Below are 19666 nucleotides of genomic sequence, written 5' to 3' on the forward strand. Positions count from 1 at the left end.
TTGTTTTGTTTTGTTTTGTTATGATAATACTGTTAGTAAGGAGGAAAGAACATTGATAATTTTACCAACTGAATTTAAAACGAAAATGAGTGAACTATTAGAAGATGAAGCATCCGCTTTTTTTAATACATACAAGGAACAACGAACTGCCGGGTTACGAATTAACACATTAAAAATCAATCAGAATGAATGGGAAAAGCTAAACCCATTTCAAACGGAATCAATTCCATTTGTTTCCAACGGTTATTACTATGATGTAAATTTGGATGAACCTGGAAAACATCCTTATCATGCAGCAGGTCTCTATTATATACAAGAACCGAGTGCTATGTTCGTTGCAAACTTACTCGATGCTGAACCGGGAGAAAGAGTGCTTGATTTATGTGCAGCTCCTGGTGGAAAGTCTACACAAATTGCAGTTTGTATGCAAAATGAAGGAATTTTAATTTCTAATGAGATTTTTCCTAAGCGCGCAAAAGCATTGGCAGAAAATGTTGAACGTTTTGGGTTAAAAAATACGATTGTAACAAATGAGAGTCCTGAACGATTAAGTGAACATTTCCCAAATTACTTTGATAAAATTTTAGTTGATGCCCCATGTTCAGGTGAAGGGATGTTTCGTAAAGAACCTGATGCAATTAGTCATTGGAGCAATGAACATGTTTTAGAATGTCGACATATGCAACTAAATATTTTAGAGTATGCCTATTCAATGTTAAAAGAAGATGGAATTTTAGTATATTCAACTTGTACGTTTTCACCGGAAGAAAATGAACAAGTGATTGAAACTTTCTTAGAAAGACATGACGATATAGAATTACTTCCTATTGATCAACAATTCGGTATTGATAATGGTAAGCCTGAGTGGACAAAAAACAATTTACAAGAAATTACGAAAACAGCACGGCTTTGGCCACATAAATTACAGGGAGAAGGACATTTCGCAGCCAGATTGCGAAAAAAAGGAAGTACACAAAAGGCTCGAGTTCGTGAATATAAATATAGTAAACGACAAAACTTAAAAGACTATATTGAATTTGCTAGGACATACTTTGAAAACATCACTTTCGATAATCTTCAATTATTTGGCAATGTGTTACATTCGTTGCCGGAAAATTGTCCTGAATTAAAAGGATTAAAAGTATTGCGTGCTGGCTTACATCTCGGAGAAATGAAGAAAAATCGATTTGAACCAGATCACGCATTAGCCCTTGCACTTCAGGCAAGTCAATTCAAACAAGTAGTTACACTAGATTCAAAGGATTCTGATTGCCTACGGTACTTAAAAGGTGAAACATTAAAAGGTTCTGGTAAGTATAAAGGCTGGGTATTAATTACTGTAGATGGTTTCCCTCTAGGTTGGGGAAAGGAATCCAACGGTACGATAAAAAACTCCTATCCAAAAGGTTTACGAATTATGTTTTAAAAAGAAAAAGCCCAATACAAATTTTTCATTCATTTGTATTGGGAAATTTTAAAAATCATTTTCTTCAGGAATAAAAAGTTGAAATGTAATATTGTCGTTCTCTAAATCAATTTCATCGACCCGGATTCGAAAGTCATTTTCCAATTGAATTTGTGTTAAATATAAATATATCGCCTCTTCATCCTTCTTAATCTCAACCCATTCAGGAAACTGATAAGCACGGGCAATTAAATTCATTATTAACGAAACAGGAAGATCTAAATTACCAATACTCATCTTTTTTTGTTTTAAACGTAAATCCCCATTTTCAAGTGGTTCTGGCTGAAAATGTAATTGAACTTGTACATTTTGACCAAAAACCTCTAAATTTCCGAATAAAATAAGCTCATTTGTTATATTTACATAATACTTAAATGTTTGATTCCCATATTCTTTTTTAATAAAATGATTGATTAACTTGGTTAAATCTGATTTATTAGTTTCCAAATAAATCGTTGGGGCATCTTCTATTGTAATATCCTCTCGTAAAATAGGCGACTCTCTCACTGGCCAGACAATATATAAAATAACAAATATATTAAAGAGAAGTAGAAGAAAAAAAGCAGTTTTCCAAGTAAATTTAATTTTTCTCATCATGAAAAGTTACCTTTCTCGCCGAAAGTATCGCATCAATATTTGCCAAAAGAACATCCAATGTTTCTTTCCCAATTAATTCATATCCAAAATCATTTGGATGAAAATAGTCCTCGTATAAGGCATCTTGACCGTGGGTAGCAAAAACATCAGCTACATTTACATAATAAGCATTAGCGAACTCCGTTACAATTTCTTCCCCTGCATTAGTCCATTGTTCCATTATTAATTGAACTTCACTAATTTGTCCAATCCAATCGTTAAATGGATTATAAAACCCGATTAACACTACTGATGCCTCATTGTTATACTGTTCTATTGTAGCAAGAATGTCACGCAGTCTTTGTTTAAATAAAGTTAATTCTCGTTCAAAAACTGTTAATTCAAGTTTAATTATATGATCCGTAACAACTTTCATTAAATCATTTCCACCAATTGTAATAAGTATGAGATTTGCATCTTGAAATTCGGATTGTACATCTTTTGTTTTTAGTAATTTTATCAATTCATCGGATCGAATTCCAGCTTTACCTAAGTTTGAGATTTCAATACTTTTAATTCCTTTTTCTTCAATTAGATGCTTTTTAATAAAGTTTAAGTAGCCACCATTATTCTCTTCAGCACCAACTCCAACCGTTAGCGAGTCTCCGATGGCCGTAATTTTAAAATCCAACGGTACGAAATCAATTGGTGGTTCTTCTTTAAAAAAGTAAATATCCGGTCTTTCTTTATTGTTAACGATTGCAGTAGTAGAAGTTGGTTGAGCAAAATTATTATTATAAAAGATTAGGAGAAATAGAGTTATCCCCATAAAAATGATTAATAATATTTGTTTTATCAATAGTCGCCACCCGCTCGCATCTATCTAAACTCATTTTTTTCTCTTATTATGATATGTCCAACTCGCTAACTTTTATGACAGTTTTTTCAATTACTTATTATTTTTTAATAATATTTTTATATCGCTCAATATTTCATCATAAGGCACATCGATAGCATCATATGACTTAACAATCGTTCCGCTTTGATCAATTAAAAACATATCGGTACCGTGAGAAACTTGATCCTGACCTTCTATTTTTTGAATGAAAAATTTAAAGTTATCCCTAGCAAATTGTTCAATATGTTCTTGAACATATCCTGTAAGAAAATGCCAATTATCTTGATTTTCGGTAAACCGGGAAGCAAATTCTCTTAATATTTCTGGTGTATCAACTTCAGGGTCAACACTAAAGGAAACTAATACAACATCATTCATCTCATTTTTCTCGATTTGTCTTTGAATTCTTGCCATGTTTGCTGTAATTGGTGGACATACAGTATTACAATTCGTAAAAATAAAATTTGCTATCCATACTTTCCCTTGTAAATCTTGTTTTCCTAGTGGCTCACCAAATTGATTCGTATATTCAAAATCTTCTAGAGGCCAGTCGTGCTTTTTTTGAATCACTTCTTGTCCGCCACATGAAGATAAGAGCACTACAAATACAATTGGAAATATAATTTTCTTAAGTCCCTTCATCCAATAACCCTCCCTTTGATATATTTTATTTTAACAAAATTTTTTGACTAGTAGGATTAAAAAGCCCTTTGCTTTATTTCTGAAATATCAAAACAAAAAAACTAGGGTTACCTTTGAGTAAACCCTAGTTTGATAGAGAATGTTTTTAATCTGTATAAAACATTAAAGCAATTGCGCCGGTGCCTGTATGGGTACTAATAATTGGTGTCGTTTCACCAATTTTAATTTCAATCGTACCTACAAATTCTTGTAATTTTGATTTAATAGTTTCGGCTGAATATTTCCCATCAGCATGAGCAATATCAATTGCCTTAAGTTTTTTACCTTCAATGTCTTGTTTCACATATTTTAGTAATTGTTTGATTGCTAAAGGATAACTTCTTGATTTTTTGATTGGATGATATGCACCATTTTGAAGTGCAGCAATTGGTTTAATATTAAGAAGAGATCCAATCATCGCTTTTCCTTTACCAATTCTGCCACCTTTTACAAGGTTTTCTAATGTATCTACAATAATATACAACTTTGTTCTTAAACGGATATGTTCAATACGGTCGATAATTTCATCCATTGAGTGACCAGCCTTCGCCATTTTTGCAGCTTCTACAACTTGAAAGGCTAGGGCTTTAGAAATAAATTCAGAATCTATTACCGTTACATTACCTGAACATTGTTCTGCTGCAGTATGGGCCGTTTGTACGGTACCACTTAACGCTGAGGATAAATGAATCGATAACACTTCACTCCCATCAGCCGTTAATTCGTTAAATTTATTCGTAAAATCCCCAATTGGTGGTTGCGATGTTTTCGGCAAAACATCAGAAGCCTTCATTTTCTCTATAAACTCAGACGGTGTAATATCAACACGATCAATGTAAGTTTTTCCATCTAATTCAATTCGTAATGGGACAACATGGATATCATATTTTTCAATTTCTTCTTTTGTTAAATCTGCCGTTGAATCGGTTACAATTTTAATAGTCATTTATGCACTTCCTTAAAAATAATCCTTACTAAATGTTTAAAACTAGGTTTATCAGTTAATGCTTCCGATCGAGCATTGATTAATAGCTTCCATTTCTTCGAATCCTTTACCCAAAAAGGAACGAGTCCCCATTTTAGAAAACCAGCTCTTCTACCAGAGTCGGAATGGACTGCGGCTAACACTTGTTGTGAAGGGGCAATGTTGTAACTAGGTTCATACTCTTCAGGGAAAAACTCCAATTGAAAAGCATCAATTAAATAATCTTTTCAACCGTTAACGTAAATCTACCACACATAATGCCACCTCCAACTAAAACATACACTTACTTTATTTTGTTGTACACGATGTACTCATAAGTATACGGATTTTTTTCATCCTTTAATCCTTGTTCCTTGGACGTAATTTCAAATTGAGAAAAGTCAATTTTCGGTAAAAATACATCGCCTTCAAATTGTTCATATATTTTTGTTAAATATAGACGGTCTACATACGGTAAGAACATCTTAAATAAATATGCCCCACCGATAATAAAAACTTCTTCATCTTTTTTCCTTGTACAATAATCAATTAATTCCTTTTCGGAATGGAAAACTGTACAGCCTTCAAGTTCAATATTTTTATTTTTTGTTAAAACAATATTTTCCCGTCCTGGTAACGGTCTACCGATCGATTCAAATGTTTTTCTCCCCATTACAATGGGATGTCCCATCGTAATTTTTTTAAAACGTTTTAAATCATCTGGCAAATGCCATGGAATTTGATTATCTTTTCCGATTATGCCATTTTCACTCGTTGCTACTATAAATGAAATCATACACTTACTTCTCCTTTAATCGCTGGATGTGGATTATAGTTTTCAAGAGTAAAATCTTCGTATTTGAAGTCGAAAATACTTTTAACTTCTGGATTTATTTTCATTGTTGGCAACTCACGAGGTTCACGAGTTAATTGTAATTTTACTTGCTCTAAATGATTTAAATAAATATGTACATCACCAAAAGTATGAACAAATTCACCTGGTTCTAAGTCACATACTTGAGCAATCATCATCGTTAGTAACGCATAGGATGCAATATTAAAAGGTACACCTAAAAACAGGTCTCCAGAACGTTGGTATAATTGACAAGATAATTTACCATCAGCAACGTAAAACTGGAATAACGTGTGACAAGGTGGCAATGCCATTTTATCTAAATCACCAACATTCCAAGCACTTAAAATTAATCGTCTAGAGTTTGGGTTCGTTTTTATTTGTTCGATTAAATTTGTAAGCTGATCATGTTTTCTTCCATCAGCACCTGTCCATGAGCGCCATTGATGTCCGTATACCGGACCTAAATCTCCATTTTCATTTGCCCATTCATCCCAAATTTTCACATTATTATCTTTTAAATATTTAATATTCGTATCTCCTTGGATAAACCAAAGAAGTTCATGAATAATACCTTTTAAGAATACTTTTTTAGTCGTAAGTAGTGGAAATCCTTCTTGTAAATTAAAGCGCATTTGATAACCGAATGTACTAATTGTTCCAGTACCAGTACGATCATCTTTTTTAATGCCATTTTGTAAAACATGTTCACATAGTTGTAAATATTGCTTCATTTTAAAATCACCTTCTATTATCGTAAATTTTTTATAAAATGATACGTTTTAGGAGCTTTTTCATATAATGTATCCCTAGTATTCTCATTCAGGTAAAAGTAAGCAAAACTTTCAGCAAGTACTCTTCTGGATACTGAAAAAAGTAGTCTCGTTCCTCAAATAAAATCCTTGCCTCTAGTCGCCAAACGGATAAGAAATATGAATTTTCTCTTATTTTATTGAATACGATCTTATCTATAGAATGGGCAAGTTCATGTAACTCTAAATTAACCGATGAATGACCATTTCCATAATCACTCGCACCGATTTTCACATGTACAGTTCTGTTGCCACCCGCCCCAGGAACATCATCCCATGTTGGACCAGTCTTTGCATAACCTCTAGGTATAAGTCCCGCTAAATTATTTGTTGTAGGAAGATCTGTTAATTTCCCTTGAAAAAATATGATGACAATACGTTTTTTTGCAATTTTTTCGAGGAGTTCCCGGGGTAGTTGATCAATTCGTTGAACCATTTGTTTCACAGCATGTTCATCAAATTCTTCAGTTGGTACCATAATGATATAGTCTAGAAATTTACTAGATTCTAATTCCATTTTTTTATAGAAATTAGAGTGAATCAAATCTTTTAAAAAAGTGTAATTAAATTTAGCCTCAGATTGAGGAAAATAAACAATAATAAGCATTAGGTATATTAGGATTGGATATCGTTTCATGCTGTTTTCACCTGTTGAAAGTTTACTTTCAATCCTATATTTTTATAACTACCATTATAACATGTAAACTATAATCCTCTTATTTTTTTAATCTTTAAAATATAAAAGGGTTGTAAAAAAGGTTTGAAACATTCCCTTTATTACAACCTCTTTATATTTTTTAATTTGACCAATGAGGCGGAGTATTTTTATCCCAAAAAATTTCTCCTAATTCGTGATGGGCTTGATATTGATCATGGTATGTGTGGTAATGGAAGTTAAACCAATATCCTTCCAATGGCCTTAAATCTCTTCTTACATGGAAACGGATAATATCTTTACCCGTTTTTTCATTGTAAATATGGAAGATTTTTTCACTCTTACCCGTACCAGGTTTTTGTGAAATGGATAAATATTGTATATCCTCATCGGAAAATTGATTCGTTACTTCTAAAATAGCCTTTTCAATTTTAGGTAAAATAATTGTTTCAAACTCATTTTCAATAACCGGACCAATCCGTTCACCGAATTTCTGCCATGATTGTTGTTCACCAATTTCCATTGCTGTTTTTAAAAATTGTTGTTTTGGTGGTAAATTGAGTTGCGCTTCATGATAAGAAATTTCTATGTTGTCTTTTTGTACTGCCTGTTTTGATTCAAAGGCATTATTTTTATTCGGTTTATCAACGGGTTCATCATTTGCTTGAACCGCTGGGAACGGAGATACCATTCCAAAGGTTAATACTGTGACAAGCGTAACAAAGGATTTCCGTAACCATTTTCGCATATCCAACACTCATTTCATTTAACAATATAATTCTATTATACTTATTAATTGACTATTGATAAAGTTTTTTCTACACCTTAGCAAAACTGATAGGGTGATAGTGGGGTACTTGCTACTCTAGATATCATTCCCAATTTTTTATCCTTTAAGAAAGATTCAGACATCGAAATCATGTATTACTGAGGCGATAATCTTCATTAACGTTGACTTTCCCGCTCCATACGGTCCGACTAATCCAAAACAAACACCTTTAGGTATTTGTACAGATACATTAAGTAATGCTTTATGTTTTTTGTAACTTTTACTTACATTGTTTATTAATATCAACACTTACACCTGCCTCTCGATTTATGTTTATTATTCCAAAATTCCCAATTTTTACAACCCATTGATGTATAACATGACATATTTAATGAACAACATTAAAGTTTTTGTGTATGAAAAAAAAGACGCATTCTATTCCAATTGTGAATAGAATGCGTCTTTTAATTTTATGTTTAATTGGCTTTAGTAATTGTTTAACAATAGTTATCAAAGTGAGTTAAAAGATCATTTATGATTTCTTCTAAAGAACGTCCTTCAATTTGTTCACGTGGAATAAATTGAACAACTTCTTTACCATCTAACAAAGCCATTGAAGGTGAAGATGGTGGAATATCACCAAAGTATTCACGCATTTTAGCTGTTGCTTCTTTATCTTGACCAGCAAATACAGTTACTAAGTTATCTGGTTTTTTCTCTGAGTTATCAATTGCATAATTTACAGCTGGACGAGCAAGACCGCCGGCACAACCACAAACAGAGTTCACCATTACTAAAGTTGTTCCTTCTACATTTTCCATAAATTCGACAACTTCTTCTTCTGTTTTCAATTCTTTAAAACCGTTATTCGTTAATTCCTCACGCATTGGAACAATTAATTGACGCATATATTCTTCATAAGCCATTGACATGTTGATGTGTACCTCCTATTTAAAATTGAATGAAATCCACTTTTTTTCTAGTAATTTGTGGTAAGTTCATTGTATCTATATTTATTATTAAAAGCAAAAATTCCGTTCTAAGAATTTTGTTTCCGTGCTTCAGTCATTTGTTTCCAAACAGAACCTTTTGCTTCTTCGCCACCTTCTATTCGTTCAATTGCCATTTTAATTTGCAATGCTACTTCAAATTCAGGATCATTTTCCGCTGCTTTTAACGCAGGTAATGCTCTTTCATCGCCTACCTCATATAAAAACATTGCAGCACGCCAACGAACAATTTTACTTTTATCTTTCAATGCTTTAATCATTTCATCTTGTGCTTCTGGGAATCCTAAATCACTTAAGCAATCGCCCGCTGTTCTTCTTACTGTTACAGTTTTATCTTGAAGCCCTTTATAAATATATGGTAGTACTCGTTTGTCTTCAATCATTCCTAAATAAACGACGGCAAGTCTTCTAATTGAAGGTTTTTCATCATTTAATGCTTTTACTAAAACAGGTAGATCATCTAACGTTGGTTCTTCCATTTGCTCTAAAATTTGGAAACGTTTCCGCCAATCAGGATTGTCTAAATCCTCTAAAGTTACTTTACGGAATCGCTTCGTTTCTGGTGCTGCATCCGGATTTTTTGCAAATTTTACTAATTCATCTAGTCGGGATTGTGGATATGCAGCTTGAACTTCTTCAAGTACTGTTTCACCGATTTCATCCATATCGCCGTAACGAATACCCCAATCAGTCCATTTCCGTTGTAAAACAAAATTATCACCAGGTAATTGGGCTTCATTAAATGCTTCCATAAAGTTTTGTGGTAGACCGTAGCGTTTTTCACTTGTTCCAGCCATTAATTTTATTTGTAAAGGTATACCCTTAAACACTTGGACTTGCACTTGTACTTCGCCATAATGTTCATCAAACTTATTGTTTTGTACGGAACTCGCTTCTTGTTCTTCGCCCAAAGCACGACGAACTTCCGGTAATATTTTCTCCCACTCCGTTTTACCGTGACGTTCCACTGCCATAAAATCAGCAACATGATAGACACCTGTCACACCTTCAATGGATAGGATTTTCTTAATTTCTTCAGGTGCATCAACCATATTTTCTTTTCGATAATTATTTCTAGTTCCGCTAGGTAATTCTTCATCCAAAATAACCTTCATCGTATTTGGACTTGGTGTCGGTTCAATTGCTTTTATTTTCAAAGTTATCCCCACCTTTTTACATTAATTGCAAGTTAAAATACATTTGATTTAGGGTACAACGGACAATTTTTAGTACCATTCTTATCTTAACGTTTAATTTTCTTAGTTGGCAAAACAAATGATTTAGTACGATTACCATTTATTCTGCAAATTCGGCTAAGTATTCCCATCGTTCCATTAAGAATTCTAGTTCTGCTTCGTATTTCTTTTCTTCCTCCATCAATTGTTGAAGTTTCGTAAAGTCACTACCACAAGTTTCCATTTCTGCTTTTATACCGGCTATTTTCTCTTCAACTTCGGAAATTTTCGTTTCAATTGTTTCCCATTCTTTTTGCTCTTTATAAGTCAGTTTCTTTTTAACTTTTTTCTCGATAGAATCCTTTTGTTTTTCTGTAACTTTCGGTTCTTTATCCACTTCGGTTTTGACAGATTTTTTCTGTGATTCAGCTAAGTAATCCGAATATTCACCAAAGTAATTTTCAATTTTACCATTACCTTGGAATATTAATAATTGATCACAAACCTTATCTAAAAAGTAACGATCATGGGATACGGTAATAACAACTCCGGAGAATTCTTCTAAAAATTGTTCCAAAACCGTTAATGTTTCTGTATCCAAATCATTTGTCGGTTCATCGAGTAAAAGGACATTTGGCTCTTCCATTAGAAGCTTTAATAAATATAATCGTCTTCGTTCGCCACCGGATAATTTACGGATAATCGTTCCGTGTGTATGCATCGGGAATAAAAATCGCTCCAACATTTGAGCAGCTGAAATTGTTTTTCCGTCTTTAGTATGAATTACATCCCCTGCTTCACGGATATATTCAATCATCCTTTTATTTACATCCATATCGACGGATTCTTGTGTATAGTACGCTAGTTTAACAGTTTGTCCTAATCGAAGGTCACCTTCATCTAAAGTCTCTTTTCCTGCAATGATATTTAGTAATGTAGATTTCCCACTTCCGTTTTTTCCAACAATACCAATACGTTCCCCCTGTTTTACTAATAAATTAAAGTTATGTAGAATCTGTTTATTATCAAAAGATTTATATGCATCTTTAATTTCAATAACATCTTTACCGAGTCTTGAACCTGAAAAGGATAGGTCAACTTGGTTGTTTTGCGTTTTTTGGCTTACCACCTTATCTAACTCATTAAATCGATCAATTCTTGCTTTTTGTTTTGTAGAGCGAGCCTGAGCTCCTCTTCTAATCCAAGCTAGTTCACGTCGATAAAGGTTTTCTGCTTTTTCCCTTTGCCTTATTGTTTCTTCTTCCCTAATAGATTTTGCTTCTAGATAATCTGCATAATTCCCTTTATACGAATACAATTGGCCTTCGAACAATTCAAAGATACGGTTCGATACAGCATCTAAAAAGTAACGGTCATGGGTAACGAACAATACCGATGATGGATATTTAACTAATTCTTCTTGAAGCCACTTAATCATTTCAGAATCTAAATGATTTGTCGGTTCATCAAGTAATAATAAGTCAGCTTTATTTAATAAAACTTCTGCAAGGGCTACCCGTTTCTTCTGTCCACCAGAAAGTTGACTTACCGGTTGATTATAGTCAGAAATCCCTAATTTCGTTAACATCGTTTTTGCTTGGGAACTTACATCCCAACCGTTCACGTCATCCATCGTCTTTTGCAATCGGAAATATTTATCTAAAAGTTTTTCGTTCTCAGGTTCATTACTTAATGCTACGACAATTTTTTCATAGTCACGAACAGTATTATTAATTGGATTATCAGTAGATAAAATTTGCTCTAATACTGTTAATTCAGGATTTAAATCTGGTTCTTGAAGTAAAATCGAAATTTTATAATCATTCGGTTTCGTAAAACTACCACCATCCATATCGTCAATACCAGCAATAATTTTTAATAAAGTTGATTTCCCTGTCCCATTGACACCAATTAATCCGATTCGTTCCTTTTCGGCAATCGCAAAGGAGATTTCTTTAAATAATTGCTTATCGCCTATCGTTTTCGTTAAGTCATTTGCAGTAAAAATTTTCATGCTTCACCATTCCACTCTTTTAAAAATCGTCTTAAAAATTCTTCCATAAATTGATGGCGTTCTTCGGCCATTTGTTTTCCGGTCTTTGTTTGCATTGTATCTTTTAATTTTAATAACTTTTCATAAAAATGATTTATTGTTGTTGATTTTCCATGACGATATTCCTCATAAGTCATTTCCGTTCGCACTTTGATTTCGGGATCATAAATCGGTTGTCCTTTTTTTCCACCATAGGCAAAGGTACGAGCTATTCCAATCGCACCTATTGCGTCTAATCGATCTGCATCACGAACAATTTTCGCTTCAATTGTTGGAACCGGTTTTCCTCGATTCCACCTATAAGAAATTAAATCAATTGTATGTAATATTTGCTTGACATTATCAACATCTTTTAAATGATTTAGTAAAAAAAGTTCCAATTCTTTTTTCTTATCAAGAGGCGAATCCCATAATTTATCATCATAATAATCATGTAATAATGCCGCCATTTCAATAATGAAAGGATTGCCTTCGTTCTCATTTTTGTGAATTTCCAATGCTAAATATCGAACACGGTTTAAATGATACCAATCATGACCAGTACTTTCATTTTTAAACTGTTCTTTTAACAAGTTTTCTGTTGACTTGATTATTTGCTTCATAAAATATCCTCATTTCTTACAAAAATAAAACTCTATTACAGCATAGTAAGAATTTGTTCACCATAATTAATTGTTTCAGTAACTATTACATGGAGATCCTCAATATTGTTTTCAGTAATATCTTCATGTTTTTTTAGTATGAAATTGTATGTAATCCGCTGGTCTTGATAAAGATTCGTAATTTGTTCAAATTCATATTGTTTTTCATACTGTTTCTTTAAAAATTTACTAATTCGTTTTTCTAAAACTTCGTCGATCTTCGTATTTACGAAAAAATGGATTGTAATATTTGCACCTGGATCTACTTTCATTGGATACAACTCTGCAACGAGTTGTTGGAAATTTGCTTGGAGTTCAATTCTCATCGTTATTAATTTCTGACGGTCATTTTTATTAATAAAGGTAAGATTATATATTCGTGACATATCAGCCAAATTTATAAGATCATTTCTTTCAATAATTGCGATATCTCCGTTTAAATCATAATCATAAACAATTCCTTCAAAAACAACTTTAATATTTTCATAAGCCGTTGGATCGAACAATATACTCATCCTTTTTTATCATAATAATAAATTATAACAATTTATGGGTGTGAAGTCTTGTATTAGGGATTACAAGGAGTTGATAAAGGTAGAGATTGGGGAATATATTTTATTAAGAATTTTGTGGATATATATAAAATATTAAGTTTAGAAAGGCGTTGTTAAAAAACAAACACCTTTCATAATTTAATAATGATGAATTTTAAGTTAAAACAGCCCTTTTACATAACCGTTCTCATCGATATCTATATTTAATGCTGCTGGCTTTTTCGGAAGTCCAGGCATTGTTAACATTTGTCCTGCATAGGCAACAACAAAACCTGCACCGACTAATGGTTTTAGTTCTCGAATCGAAATGGTAAAGTCTTCAGGTCTACCTAATTTTGATGGATCATCGGATAAGGAATATTGAGTTTTTGCAATACATACTGGGAAATTGCTCCATCCCGCTTCCTCTATTTTTTTTAATTGTTTTTTAGCTTGAGTAGACAGTTCGACACCATTTGCACCGTAAACATTTTCACAAATTTTCGTTAATTTTTCTTCAATTGAATCACTTAAAGAATAAATTGGTTGGAAATTCACTTTTTCTTCTTCTTCTGCTTGATGAATAACAGATAATAATTGATGCGCTAACTCAACGCCTCCTTGTCCACCTTTTTCCCATACTTTTGTCATCGCAAATGGCATGTTTTCTGATTCACAAAGACGGATAAATTCATTAATTTCTTCTTCATGATCTCCAACAAAATGATTAAGAGAGATAACAAATGGTAATTGATACTGTTTAATTGTTTCTACATGTTTACGTAAGTTAGCAAACCCTTTACGTAGTGCTTCAGGATTGTTTAAACTTAATTCTTTTTTAGCTACGCCTCCATGCATTTTTAACGCACGAATTGTAGCTACAATAACAACAGCACTTGGCTCGATGCCACCTACTTGACATTTAATATCGAGGAATTTTTCAGCCCCTAAGTCAGCGCCAAATCCCGCTTCCGTTACCACATAATCTGCGAGTTTTAATGCAGTTCTTGTTGCGATAATACTATTACAACCATGGGCAATATTCGCAAACGGACCTCCATGAACAATAGCAGGTGTATGTTCTAATGTTTGAACTAAATTCGGTTTAATGGCATCTTTTAATAAAACTGTTAGGGCGCCTTCTACACCTAAATCTTTCACCGTTACCGGTTCGTCATGTATGTTATACGCAACGACAATTTTTGAAATGCGTTGTTTTAAATCTTCTAAATCTTTAGATAAACAGAAAATCGCCATCATCTCTGATGCAGCAGTAATTTCGAAATGTTCTTCCCGAGGGACACCATTTGCTTTACCACCTAATCCGATAATGACATTGCGTAATGCGCGGTCATTGATATCTACTGCACGCTTCCAAAGAATCTTTCTCGGATCAATTTCAAGAGTATTTCCTTGTTGAATATGGTTATCAATAAGCGAAGCTAAAGTATTGTTTGCTGCAGAGATCGCATGTAAATCGCCTGTGAAATGTAAATTGATATCTTCCATAGGTACGACTTGGGCATAGCCACCACCGCATGCTCCTCCTTTAATTCCCATAACTGGTCCTAAAGAAGGTTCTCTTAAAGCAATTACAACATTTTTCCCTAACTGTTTAAACGCATCACCAAGTCCTACAGTAACCGTTGATTTACCTTCACCAGCTGGCGTTGGGTTAATGGAAGTAACTAAAATAAGTTTGCCGTCTTCTTTTGAAGCTAATTCATCTATCGTTTCATGAGAAAGTTTAGCTTTATATTTACCATAAACCTCTAACGATTCCTCTGATAAACCAATAGCATGAGCAACTTCCTGAATTGGTTTTAATGATGCATTTCTTGCAATTTCAATATCTGACAAATACTGCGACATCATAACCCCTCATTTCTACATTTTTTCACAAAAAGACCTTTTTATTTTACCACGACATCTTTCGACAAAAACAATAATTTTCATTTTTTTGTTATTTATGAGAAATTAATGTTTTTATTGGACAAAATGATAAAAAGAACAAATTACCGACGTTAAAAAATCCATGTAGAGGGAGGCATTTAATTGGAAGAAATTGTTGCTGTTGATCGAAATAATTGGGGAGAAATTATAAGTTTTAAAACAAATACTGGAAGAATTATTTCTTATCGGAAAGCGATACAAGAAATCGAAGTGGGATATATATCTGGTGTCATTTTGGCGGAGAAGCAACATGATGAATTACCCGTAGTGCAGAATATAAATTCAGATGATTCAAGTTTCGAAAACTTTCCTCCTATTTATTAAAAAAAGTGACATAAAGTCACTCTTCATCATTTCTTTCGGTTATCGCTTTTAATTCTTCTAACCGTTCCGGGTTTTCTTCAAAATATTGCACAAGATCACCGATTCGGTCGATCGCATTCCAACTTAAATGATGTTCAATTCCTTCAACATCATTATAAATATTTTCATGTTCAACGCCAATCATCTCTAAAAATTGTTCTAGCAACTCATGCCGATAGACAAGACGTTTCCCGATTTTTTTACCTTTTGAAGTTAAAACAAGTCCCCGATATTTTTCATAAATTAAATATTCACTTTTATCTAATTTTTGCACCATCTTAGTAACTGATGAAGGATGAACAGATAACGCTTCGGCAATATCAGAAACCCGTGCATAACCTTTATTTTCGATTAATAAATAAATTTGTTCAATATAATCTTCCATACTAGGTGTTGGCATTTTCTTTCCCCCAAATCAAGTTACGTAAACTTAATTTTACAATAGTTTAAACGACCATACAAGTTTACTGCTATCTGTTACACTTATCATATCAATATTTTTATCTAAAAAGCTACTATTCCATTAACTTGTTACTCTTTTGTGAATTTATCAAACAATTATAAATTCTCCTTGACTATGATAACGCTTTATTGTATAGTAAGTTTAATCATTAAACTGGTTGCTTGTATGGTTTCCGGTTTTTTGATGAGATTTATGGACACATTTGTGTCTTGAAAGTTTAGGAGGAAAGAAAATGCAAAACGGTAAAGTAAAGTGGTTTAACAATGAAAAAGGTTATGGATTTATCGAAGTTGAAGGTGGTAATGACGTATTCGTTCATTACACTGCAATCCAAGGTGAAGGTTACAAAACTTTAGAAGAAGGTCAAGAAGTTTCATTTGAAATTGTTGAAGGAAACCGTGGACCACAAGCAGCTAATGTAGTAAAATTGTAATCTGATAAAATTGACTATATATTGAATTACGTAATCAATCAAGGCTGGTTTTTACCAGCCTTTTTAAATTTCCGAATCACATGAGTTTGAATTTTCTCCACTTAACCGTTGACCAATTTTTTGTATTTCCAATCCGACCGTGCATTCATTTATACAAAAATTATGTGCGTAACGTTTCCCCTTTTCCTTTCTAAAGTGTCGAGCAACGAAACAACCATCACAATAATTGATTAATCATGAATCCAAATCATCGAGTAATTGTTTATCGATCTTCATTGAAATGCTCCTTTAATAAAGTTAATATCTCTTTTATATACTATCCTTTTTTAAAATATGTTTACTTTCAACTTTTACACCTTGTAGTGCTTGACGTGCTAATTGATCAGCTTCTTTATTTTCTCCTCTTGGAATCGGTTGATAATCTGGAGTGAGTTTTAAATTTTTAATATTCAGCTCAATTTTATCTAACCAGTCATTTAAATTTTCTTCGAAGCACGGCCATTCCCCTTTTAATTGCATAAGTAAGCCTTGGCTATCCCCTTTTATTACAATCTTTTTTCCCTTGATATGTAAATCAAATAAACGTTCTAATGCAAAATGTAAAGCGATATATTCTGCTTCGTTATTGGACTGCAAGTAATCAATTTTTTCATTCCAACGATGACGGATTTTTTCATCTCCTAAGCGATAATATAAAGCTGCTCCAACTCCCGCTTCACCAGTACTTTTGTTATAACTTCCATCAAAGTAAAGTGTTAAATTGTCAGGCTCTGCTTCAATCTTCGTTAGCAATTTATTTAATTCTTTCTTTGTCCACGATAGTCCTGTTTCATCTTGAATTTCCATCGATTTTACACGGCCTGTTTTTTCTAAATCATCAATAAGATGTATAATGTCTTTTCCATCAATCCATTCGGACTCAAAAGATGTTAATATTTTAGTTTTTGTTTCATATTGCATTATTATTTTAAATTCCATAGTTCATCCCATCTTTATTAAAATGTATTTTAGGAATCAATAAGATTTTTTTAAAAAAGTAATTACTGTTTATTCGTTTACGCGTTATAATTAACATTGTTAATAACAATTATTACAGTTTACTATTATTTTAACAATCGTATCGGAGGTTACCTATGTACGAAGTATATATAGATGGGGCAAGTGCCGGAAATCCGGGATTAAGTGGAGCTGGAATTTTTATAAAAGGGAATAATGTAGTAGAAGGTTATTCTATACCATTAGGTGTTATGAATAATCATTTAGCTGAAATTCATGCGTTAATTCATGCTCTAGAAATTTGTATAGAAAAGAATTATACTGTCGTCTCCTTCCGTACGGATTCTAAAATTGTTTGTGATTCTATCGAAAAAGAATTTGTTAAACGAAGTGAATTTAAACCATTCTTACAAAAAGCATTGACACTTATACAAAGCTTTGATTTGTTCTTTATTAAATGGATTCCAGAAAAAAATAATCAACAGGCAGATCGTCTCGCCCGTGCTGCCATCCATAAAAATTAATTGTTATTGTTACTTGGTTCTCGTCGATTGGTAATTCTTCCAAACTAATCATTACAAATATTTTTTACTTGTTTGTAAATAATATTATTGGAGGTGGAAGAATTGCCTAAAAGTCGTAATCGTGGAAAAAATGCGCCCTCTGTTAATCCACAAGGTTATGGACCTGATGAAGTGACTGAAAATCCAAAAAGCAAATTAGAAAATGCAGCAAAAAAGTTAAACCGGAAATAATCTTTATCCCATCTGGATTAATTACACCTTATTTGCAATTATTTGACATGTTTCGTACACGTCTTTTTTATATCACGAAAACATTTGAGTTTTTTTAAAAATCCTTTATGATAGTTATTGTTAGTAGTGGGAAGAAATTTTTAATAAAAGAAAGGTACATCAAACATGAAAAAAACATTTGTAGAAATACTCTATATCATTGTCGGCTCTTTTCTTTTCGCATTATCTATCAATCTATTCGTTTTACCTAGTAATTTTGGTGAAGGCGGAGTAACGGGAACAACAGTTATTCTATATTATTTGTTTGAATGGTCGCCAGCTATCACGAGCTTTATTCTTAATGGTATTTTAATTGTTGTTGGTTATAAGTTTTTGGATAAAACAACTACAATTTATACGATTGTAGCAACCATTTTTATTTCCATCTTTTTAGAACTTACAAAAGACTTCACTATCGATTCTAATGAGTTAATATTAAACAGTTTAGCCGGTGGAGTATTAACAGGAATTGGTATTGGCATTATCTTTCGTGCTGGAGGTACGAGTGCGGGTTCTGCGATCTTAGCTAAATTAACGCATAAATATTTAAATTGGAATGTAAGTTACAGCTTATTATTTTTCGATGCAATTGTAGTTTTCGCATCGTGGTTTATTATTGGTACAGAAGGATTAATATTAACAATTTTAATGCTGTATGTAGCAACTAAGGTGATGAATTATATTATTGAAGGGATTAGCTCTAAACGTGCAGTCACCATTATTTCAAATAAATATGATGAAATAGCCGAAAAAGTTAATCATGAAATGGATCGTGGCGTAACTGTATTAACAGGCTACGGTTATTATACGAAAAAAGAGAAAGATATTTTATACATAATAATTAGTAAACAAGAGATTACCCAATTGCGAAAGATTATTAAAGAGATTGATAAAGAAGCATTTATTACGGTTCAAGATGTGAGAGATGTATTTGGCGAAGGTTTTGTAAAACTTTCTGAATAATAGAAGGAAAATCGAGTAGGAGGGAGCGATTAACTCCCGTCCTCTCACACCACCGTACGTACGGTTCCGTATACGGCGGTTCAATTAAGATCATTGACGCAAGTCTTTATAACTTCCGTGAATAGCTGTTCTCTTTATGCCAGTGGTCACTCCACCCTCCAAGAGGTCTCCCACGGGATTCACCGCTTCCTCCCTCAAGTGAGGTACTACGTTTTCTGTGTTCATCATGACCCACTGAATGCCAAGGGCTATTCTCTCTTAATTGTTCGGTCCTTCTTAGTTGTTCTAGACCAACTAATACTATGACCTCTGCTGACTTCTGACGGTTCAGCTACTTATCACTAAGTAGGTTATGAAGAGTACTTCACATATCCGCCAGACCTCCCCGGGTAAGTACATGCACTTTCACACCATCTATCCGCCTCATTTACTCGATATGACCTTCGACAGAAAGAGCTTTGTTTTGTTATGCAAACTCACTCAATCATACCTAGCCTTATATGAGGTTCGTGTTCCTCGGACCGGTGTTTTGCCTCCAGCTTCCTTCAGATTCCGCGTCACCACGGACACCCTTGCTCTTGGCTAACCTCTACTTCTGTCTTCGGGGTTCGGGACT

The 19666-nt window shown here is 33.2% G+C and carries 24 protein-coding genes and 1 pseudogene; 6 read left to right on the forward strand and 19 right to left on the reverse strand.

All coding sequences use genetic code 11. The features are described 5' to 3' along the window. Positions 1-55 precede the first annotated feature (55 nt). Complete coding sequence (locus tag GW534_RS05560; protein WP_161920098.1) at positions 56-1426, forward strand: RsmF rRNA methyltransferase first C-terminal domain-containing protein; 1371 nt, start codon at positions 56-58, stop codon at positions 1424-1426. A 48-nt stretch (positions 1427-1474) separates the two neighbouring features. Here GW534_RS05560 and GW534_RS05565 read toward each other — a convergent pair whose 3' ends face one another. The 16 genes and pseudogenes from GW534_RS05565 to GW534_RS05640 form a co-directional block, all read right to left on the reverse strand. Continuing rightward, entirely contained in the window at positions 1475-2059 is a 585-nt protein-coding gene (locus GW534_RS05565; RefSeq protein ID WP_161920069.1) for a YpmS family protein, read from the reverse strand. Further along, positions 2046-2900, reverse strand: coding sequence for a GDSL-type esterase/lipase family protein (locus tag GW534_RS05570; RefSeq protein WP_161920070.1), 855 nt, complete (start codon positions 2898-2900; stop codon positions 2046-2048). Before GW534_RS05570 ends, GW534_RS05565 begins: the two co-directional genes overlap by 14 nt. Before the next feature lie 90 nt (positions 2901-2990). Further along, entirely contained in the window at positions 2991-3581 is a 591-nt protein-coding gene (locus tag GW534_RS05575) for an SCO family protein (protein WP_161920071.1), read from the reverse strand. 145 nt (positions 3582-3726) lie between these two features. Further along, positions 3727-4566 (reverse strand): DegV family protein, encoded by an 840-nt coding sequence (locus GW534_RS05580; RefSeq protein WP_161920072.1) that lies wholly within the window; start codon positions 4564-4566, stop codon positions 3727-3729. Continuing rightward, a complete protein-coding gene (locus tag GW534_RS05585) occupies positions 4563-4805 on the reverse strand; it encodes an SOS response-associated peptidase family protein (RefSeq protein WP_161920073.1) in 243 nt (80 codons plus the stop codon). The genes GW534_RS05580 and GW534_RS05585 overlap by 4 nt, the downstream gene beginning before the upstream one ends. Before the next feature lie 83 nt (positions 4806-4888). Beyond that, positions 4889-5380: a dihydrofolate reductase gene (locus tag GW534_RS05590; protein WP_161920074.1), complete on the reverse strand. Its 492-nt coding sequence runs from the start codon at positions 5378-5380 to the stop codon at positions 4889-4891. Further along, the gene (locus GW534_RS05595) at positions 5377-6171 is read right to left on the reverse strand and encodes a thymidylate synthase (RefSeq protein WP_161920075.1); all 795 of its coding nucleotides are present in this window, start codon (positions 6169-6171) and stop codon (positions 5377-5379) included. Before GW534_RS05595 ends, GW534_RS05590 begins: the two co-directional genes overlap by 4 nt. A 17-nt stretch (positions 6172-6188) precedes the next feature. After that, positions 6189-6886 (reverse strand): annotated as a pseudogene (locus GW534_RS05600) (anthrax toxin lethal factor-related metalloendopeptidase). A 160-nt stretch (positions 6887-7046) separates the two neighbouring features. After that, positions 7047-7652, reverse strand: coding sequence for a YpjP family protein (locus tag GW534_RS05605; protein ID WP_161920077.1), 606 nt, complete (start codon positions 7650-7652; stop codon positions 7047-7049). Positions 7653-7808: 156 nt separating this feature from the next. Further along, positions 7809-7979, reverse strand: a complete 171-nt coding sequence (locus tag GW534_RS05610; protein ID WP_161920078.1) for an ATP-binding cassette domain-containing protein — start codon at positions 7977-7979, stop codon at positions 7809-7811. A gap of 191 nt (positions 7980-8170) precedes the next feature. Beyond that, entirely contained in the window at positions 8171-8605 is a 435-nt protein-coding gene (locus tag GW534_RS05615) for a BrxA/BrxB family bacilliredoxin (RefSeq protein ID WP_161920079.1), read from the reverse strand. Between the two features lie 107 nt (positions 8606-8712). Further along, on the reverse strand, positions 8713-9840 hold the full coding sequence (locus tag GW534_RS05620) for a conserved virulence factor C family protein (protein WP_161920080.1): 1128 nt from the start codon (positions 9838-9840) through the stop codon (positions 8713-8715). Between the two features lie 139 nt (positions 9841-9979). Continuing rightward, positions 9980-11872, reverse strand: coding sequence for an ABC-F family ATP-binding cassette domain-containing protein (locus tag GW534_RS05625; protein ID WP_161920081.1), 1893 nt, complete (start codon positions 11870-11872; stop codon positions 9980-9982). Next, positions 11869-12513 (reverse strand): HD domain-containing protein, encoded by a 645-nt coding sequence (locus GW534_RS05630; RefSeq protein WP_161920082.1) that lies wholly within the window; start codon positions 12511-12513, stop codon positions 11869-11871. Before GW534_RS05630 ends, GW534_RS05625 begins: the two co-directional genes overlap by 4 nt. Before the next feature lie 35 nt (positions 12514-12548). Beyond that, positions 12549-13058, reverse strand: a complete 510-nt coding sequence (locus GW534_RS05635; protein WP_161920083.1) for a hypothetical protein — start codon at positions 13056-13058, stop codon at positions 12549-12551. A gap of 207 nt (positions 13059-13265) precedes the next feature. Beyond that, positions 13266-14960 (reverse strand): formate--tetrahydrofolate ligase, encoded by a 1695-nt coding sequence (locus GW534_RS05640; protein ID WP_161920084.1) that lies wholly within the window; start codon positions 14958-14960, stop codon positions 13266-13268. A gap of 180 nt (positions 14961-15140) precedes the next feature. Here GW534_RS05640 and GW534_RS05645 point away from each other — a divergent pair, with 180 nt between their 5' ends. Further along, a complete protein-coding gene (locus tag GW534_RS05645; protein ID WP_161920085.1) occupies positions 15141-15362 on the forward strand; it encodes a DUF3892 domain-containing protein in 222 nt (73 codons plus the stop codon). 16 nt (positions 15363-15378) lie between these two features. Here the strand turns inward: GW534_RS05645 and mntR are convergent, their stop codons facing one another. After that, the gene (gene mntR / locus GW534_RS05650) at positions 15379-15801 is read right to left on the reverse strand and encodes a transcriptional regulator MntR (RefSeq protein WP_161920086.1); all 423 of its coding nucleotides are present in this window, start codon (positions 15799-15801) and stop codon (positions 15379-15381) included. A 295-nt stretch (positions 15802-16096) separates the two neighbouring features. On the opposite strand from mntR, the gene cspD reads away from it, so the two are divergent. Next, a complete protein-coding gene (gene cspD, locus GW534_RS05655) occupies positions 16097-16297 on the forward strand; it encodes a cold-shock protein CspD (protein WP_161920087.1) in 201 nt (66 codons plus the stop codon). A 63-nt stretch (positions 16298-16360) separates the two neighbouring features. Here the strand turns inward: cspD and GW534_RS05660 are convergent, their stop codons facing one another. Then, complete coding sequence (locus GW534_RS05660) at positions 16361-16528, reverse strand: zinc-finger domain-containing protein (protein WP_161920099.1); 168 nt, start codon at positions 16526-16528, stop codon at positions 16361-16363. A 78-nt stretch (positions 16529-16606) separates the two neighbouring features. Continuing rightward, entirely contained in the window at positions 16607-17275 is a 669-nt protein-coding gene (locus GW534_RS05665; RefSeq protein WP_161920088.1) for a reverse transcriptase-like protein, read from the reverse strand. Positions 17276-17430: 155 nt separating this feature from the next. On the opposite strand from GW534_RS05665, the gene GW534_RS05670 reads away from it, so the two are divergent. The 3 genes from GW534_RS05670 (at position 17431) to GW534_RS05680 (ending at position 19050) form a co-directional block, all read left to right on the forward strand. Next, positions 17431-17817, forward strand: a complete 387-nt coding sequence (locus GW534_RS05670; protein WP_161920089.1) for a reverse transcriptase-like protein — start codon at positions 17431-17433, stop codon at positions 17815-17817. A 102-nt stretch (positions 17818-17919) separates the two neighbouring features. Continuing rightward, positions 17920-18048: a small, acid-soluble spore protein L gene (sspL, locus tag GW534_RS05675; protein WP_161920090.1), complete on the forward strand. Its 129-nt coding sequence runs from the start codon at positions 17920-17922 to the stop codon at positions 18046-18048. Positions 18049-18213: 165 nt separating this feature from the next. Beyond that, a complete protein-coding gene (locus tag GW534_RS05680; protein WP_161920091.1) occupies positions 18214-19050 on the forward strand; it encodes a YitT family protein in 837 nt (278 codons plus the stop codon). Positions 19051-19666 lie beyond the last annotated feature (616 nt).

This window comes from Pallidibacillus pasinlerensis, assembly GCF_009996845.1.
In the GTDB taxonomy this organism is placed as follows: Bacteria; Bacillota; Bacilli; order Bacillales; family Caldibacillaceae; genus Pallidibacillus; species Pallidibacillus pasinlerensis.

Bases quoted from the DNA above. Each gene is read 5' to 3' on its own strand.
- GW534_RS05630 (WP_161920082.1), bottom strand. From the start codon at position 12,513: ATGAAGCAAATAATCAAGTCAACAGAAAACTTGTTAAAAGAACAGTTT.
- mntR (WP_161920086.1), bottom strand. From the start codon at position 15,801: ATGCCAACACCTAGTATGGAAGATTATATTGAACAAATTTATTTATTA.
- GW534_RS05595 (WP_161920075.1), bottom strand. From the start codon at position 6,171: ATGAAGCAATATTTACAACTATGTGAACATGTTTTACAAAATGGCATT.
- GW534_RS05565 (WP_161920069.1), bottom strand. From the start codon at position 2,059: ATGAGAAAAATTAAATTTACTTGGAAAACTGCTTTTTTTCTTCTACTT.
- GW534_RS05670 (WP_161920089.1), top strand. From the start codon at position 17,431: ATGTACGAAGTATATATAGATGGGGCAAGTGCCGGAAATCCGGGATTA.
- cspD (WP_161920087.1), top strand. From the start codon at position 16,097: ATGCAAAACGGTAAAGTAAAGTGGTTTAACAATGAAAAAGGTTATGGA.
- GW534_RS05625 (WP_161920081.1), bottom strand. From the start codon at position 11,872: ATGAAAATTTTTACTGCAAATGACTTAACGAAAACGATAGGCGATAAG.
- GW534_RS05590 (WP_161920074.1), bottom strand. From the start codon at position 5,380: ATGATTTCATTTATAGTAGCAACGAGTGAAAATGGCATAATCGGAAAA.
- GW534_RS05580 (WP_161920072.1), bottom strand. From the start codon at position 4,566: ATGACTATTAAAATTGTAACCGATTCAACGGCAGATTTAACAAAAGAA.
- GW534_RS05640 (WP_161920084.1), bottom strand. From the start codon at position 14,960: ATGATGTCGCAGTATTTGTCAGATATTGAAATTGCAAGAAATGCATCA.
- GW534_RS05605 (WP_161920077.1), bottom strand. From the start codon at position 7,652: ATGCGAAAATGGTTACGGAAATCCTTTGTTACGCTTGTCACAGTATTA.
- GW534_RS05680 (WP_161920091.1), top strand. From the start codon at position 18,214: ATGAAAAAAACATTTGTAGAAATACTCTATATCATTGTCGGCTCTTTT.
- GW534_RS05665 (WP_161920088.1), bottom strand. From the start codon at position 17,275: ATGGAATTTAAAATAATAATGCAATATGAAACAAAAACTAAAATATTA.
- GW534_RS05575 (WP_161920071.1), bottom strand. From the start codon at position 3,581: ATGAAGGGACTTAAGAAAATTATATTTCCAATTGTATTTGTAGTGCTC.
- GW534_RS05615 (WP_161920079.1), bottom strand. From the start codon at position 8,605: ATGTCAATGGCTTATGAAGAATATATGCGTCAATTAATTGTTCCAATG.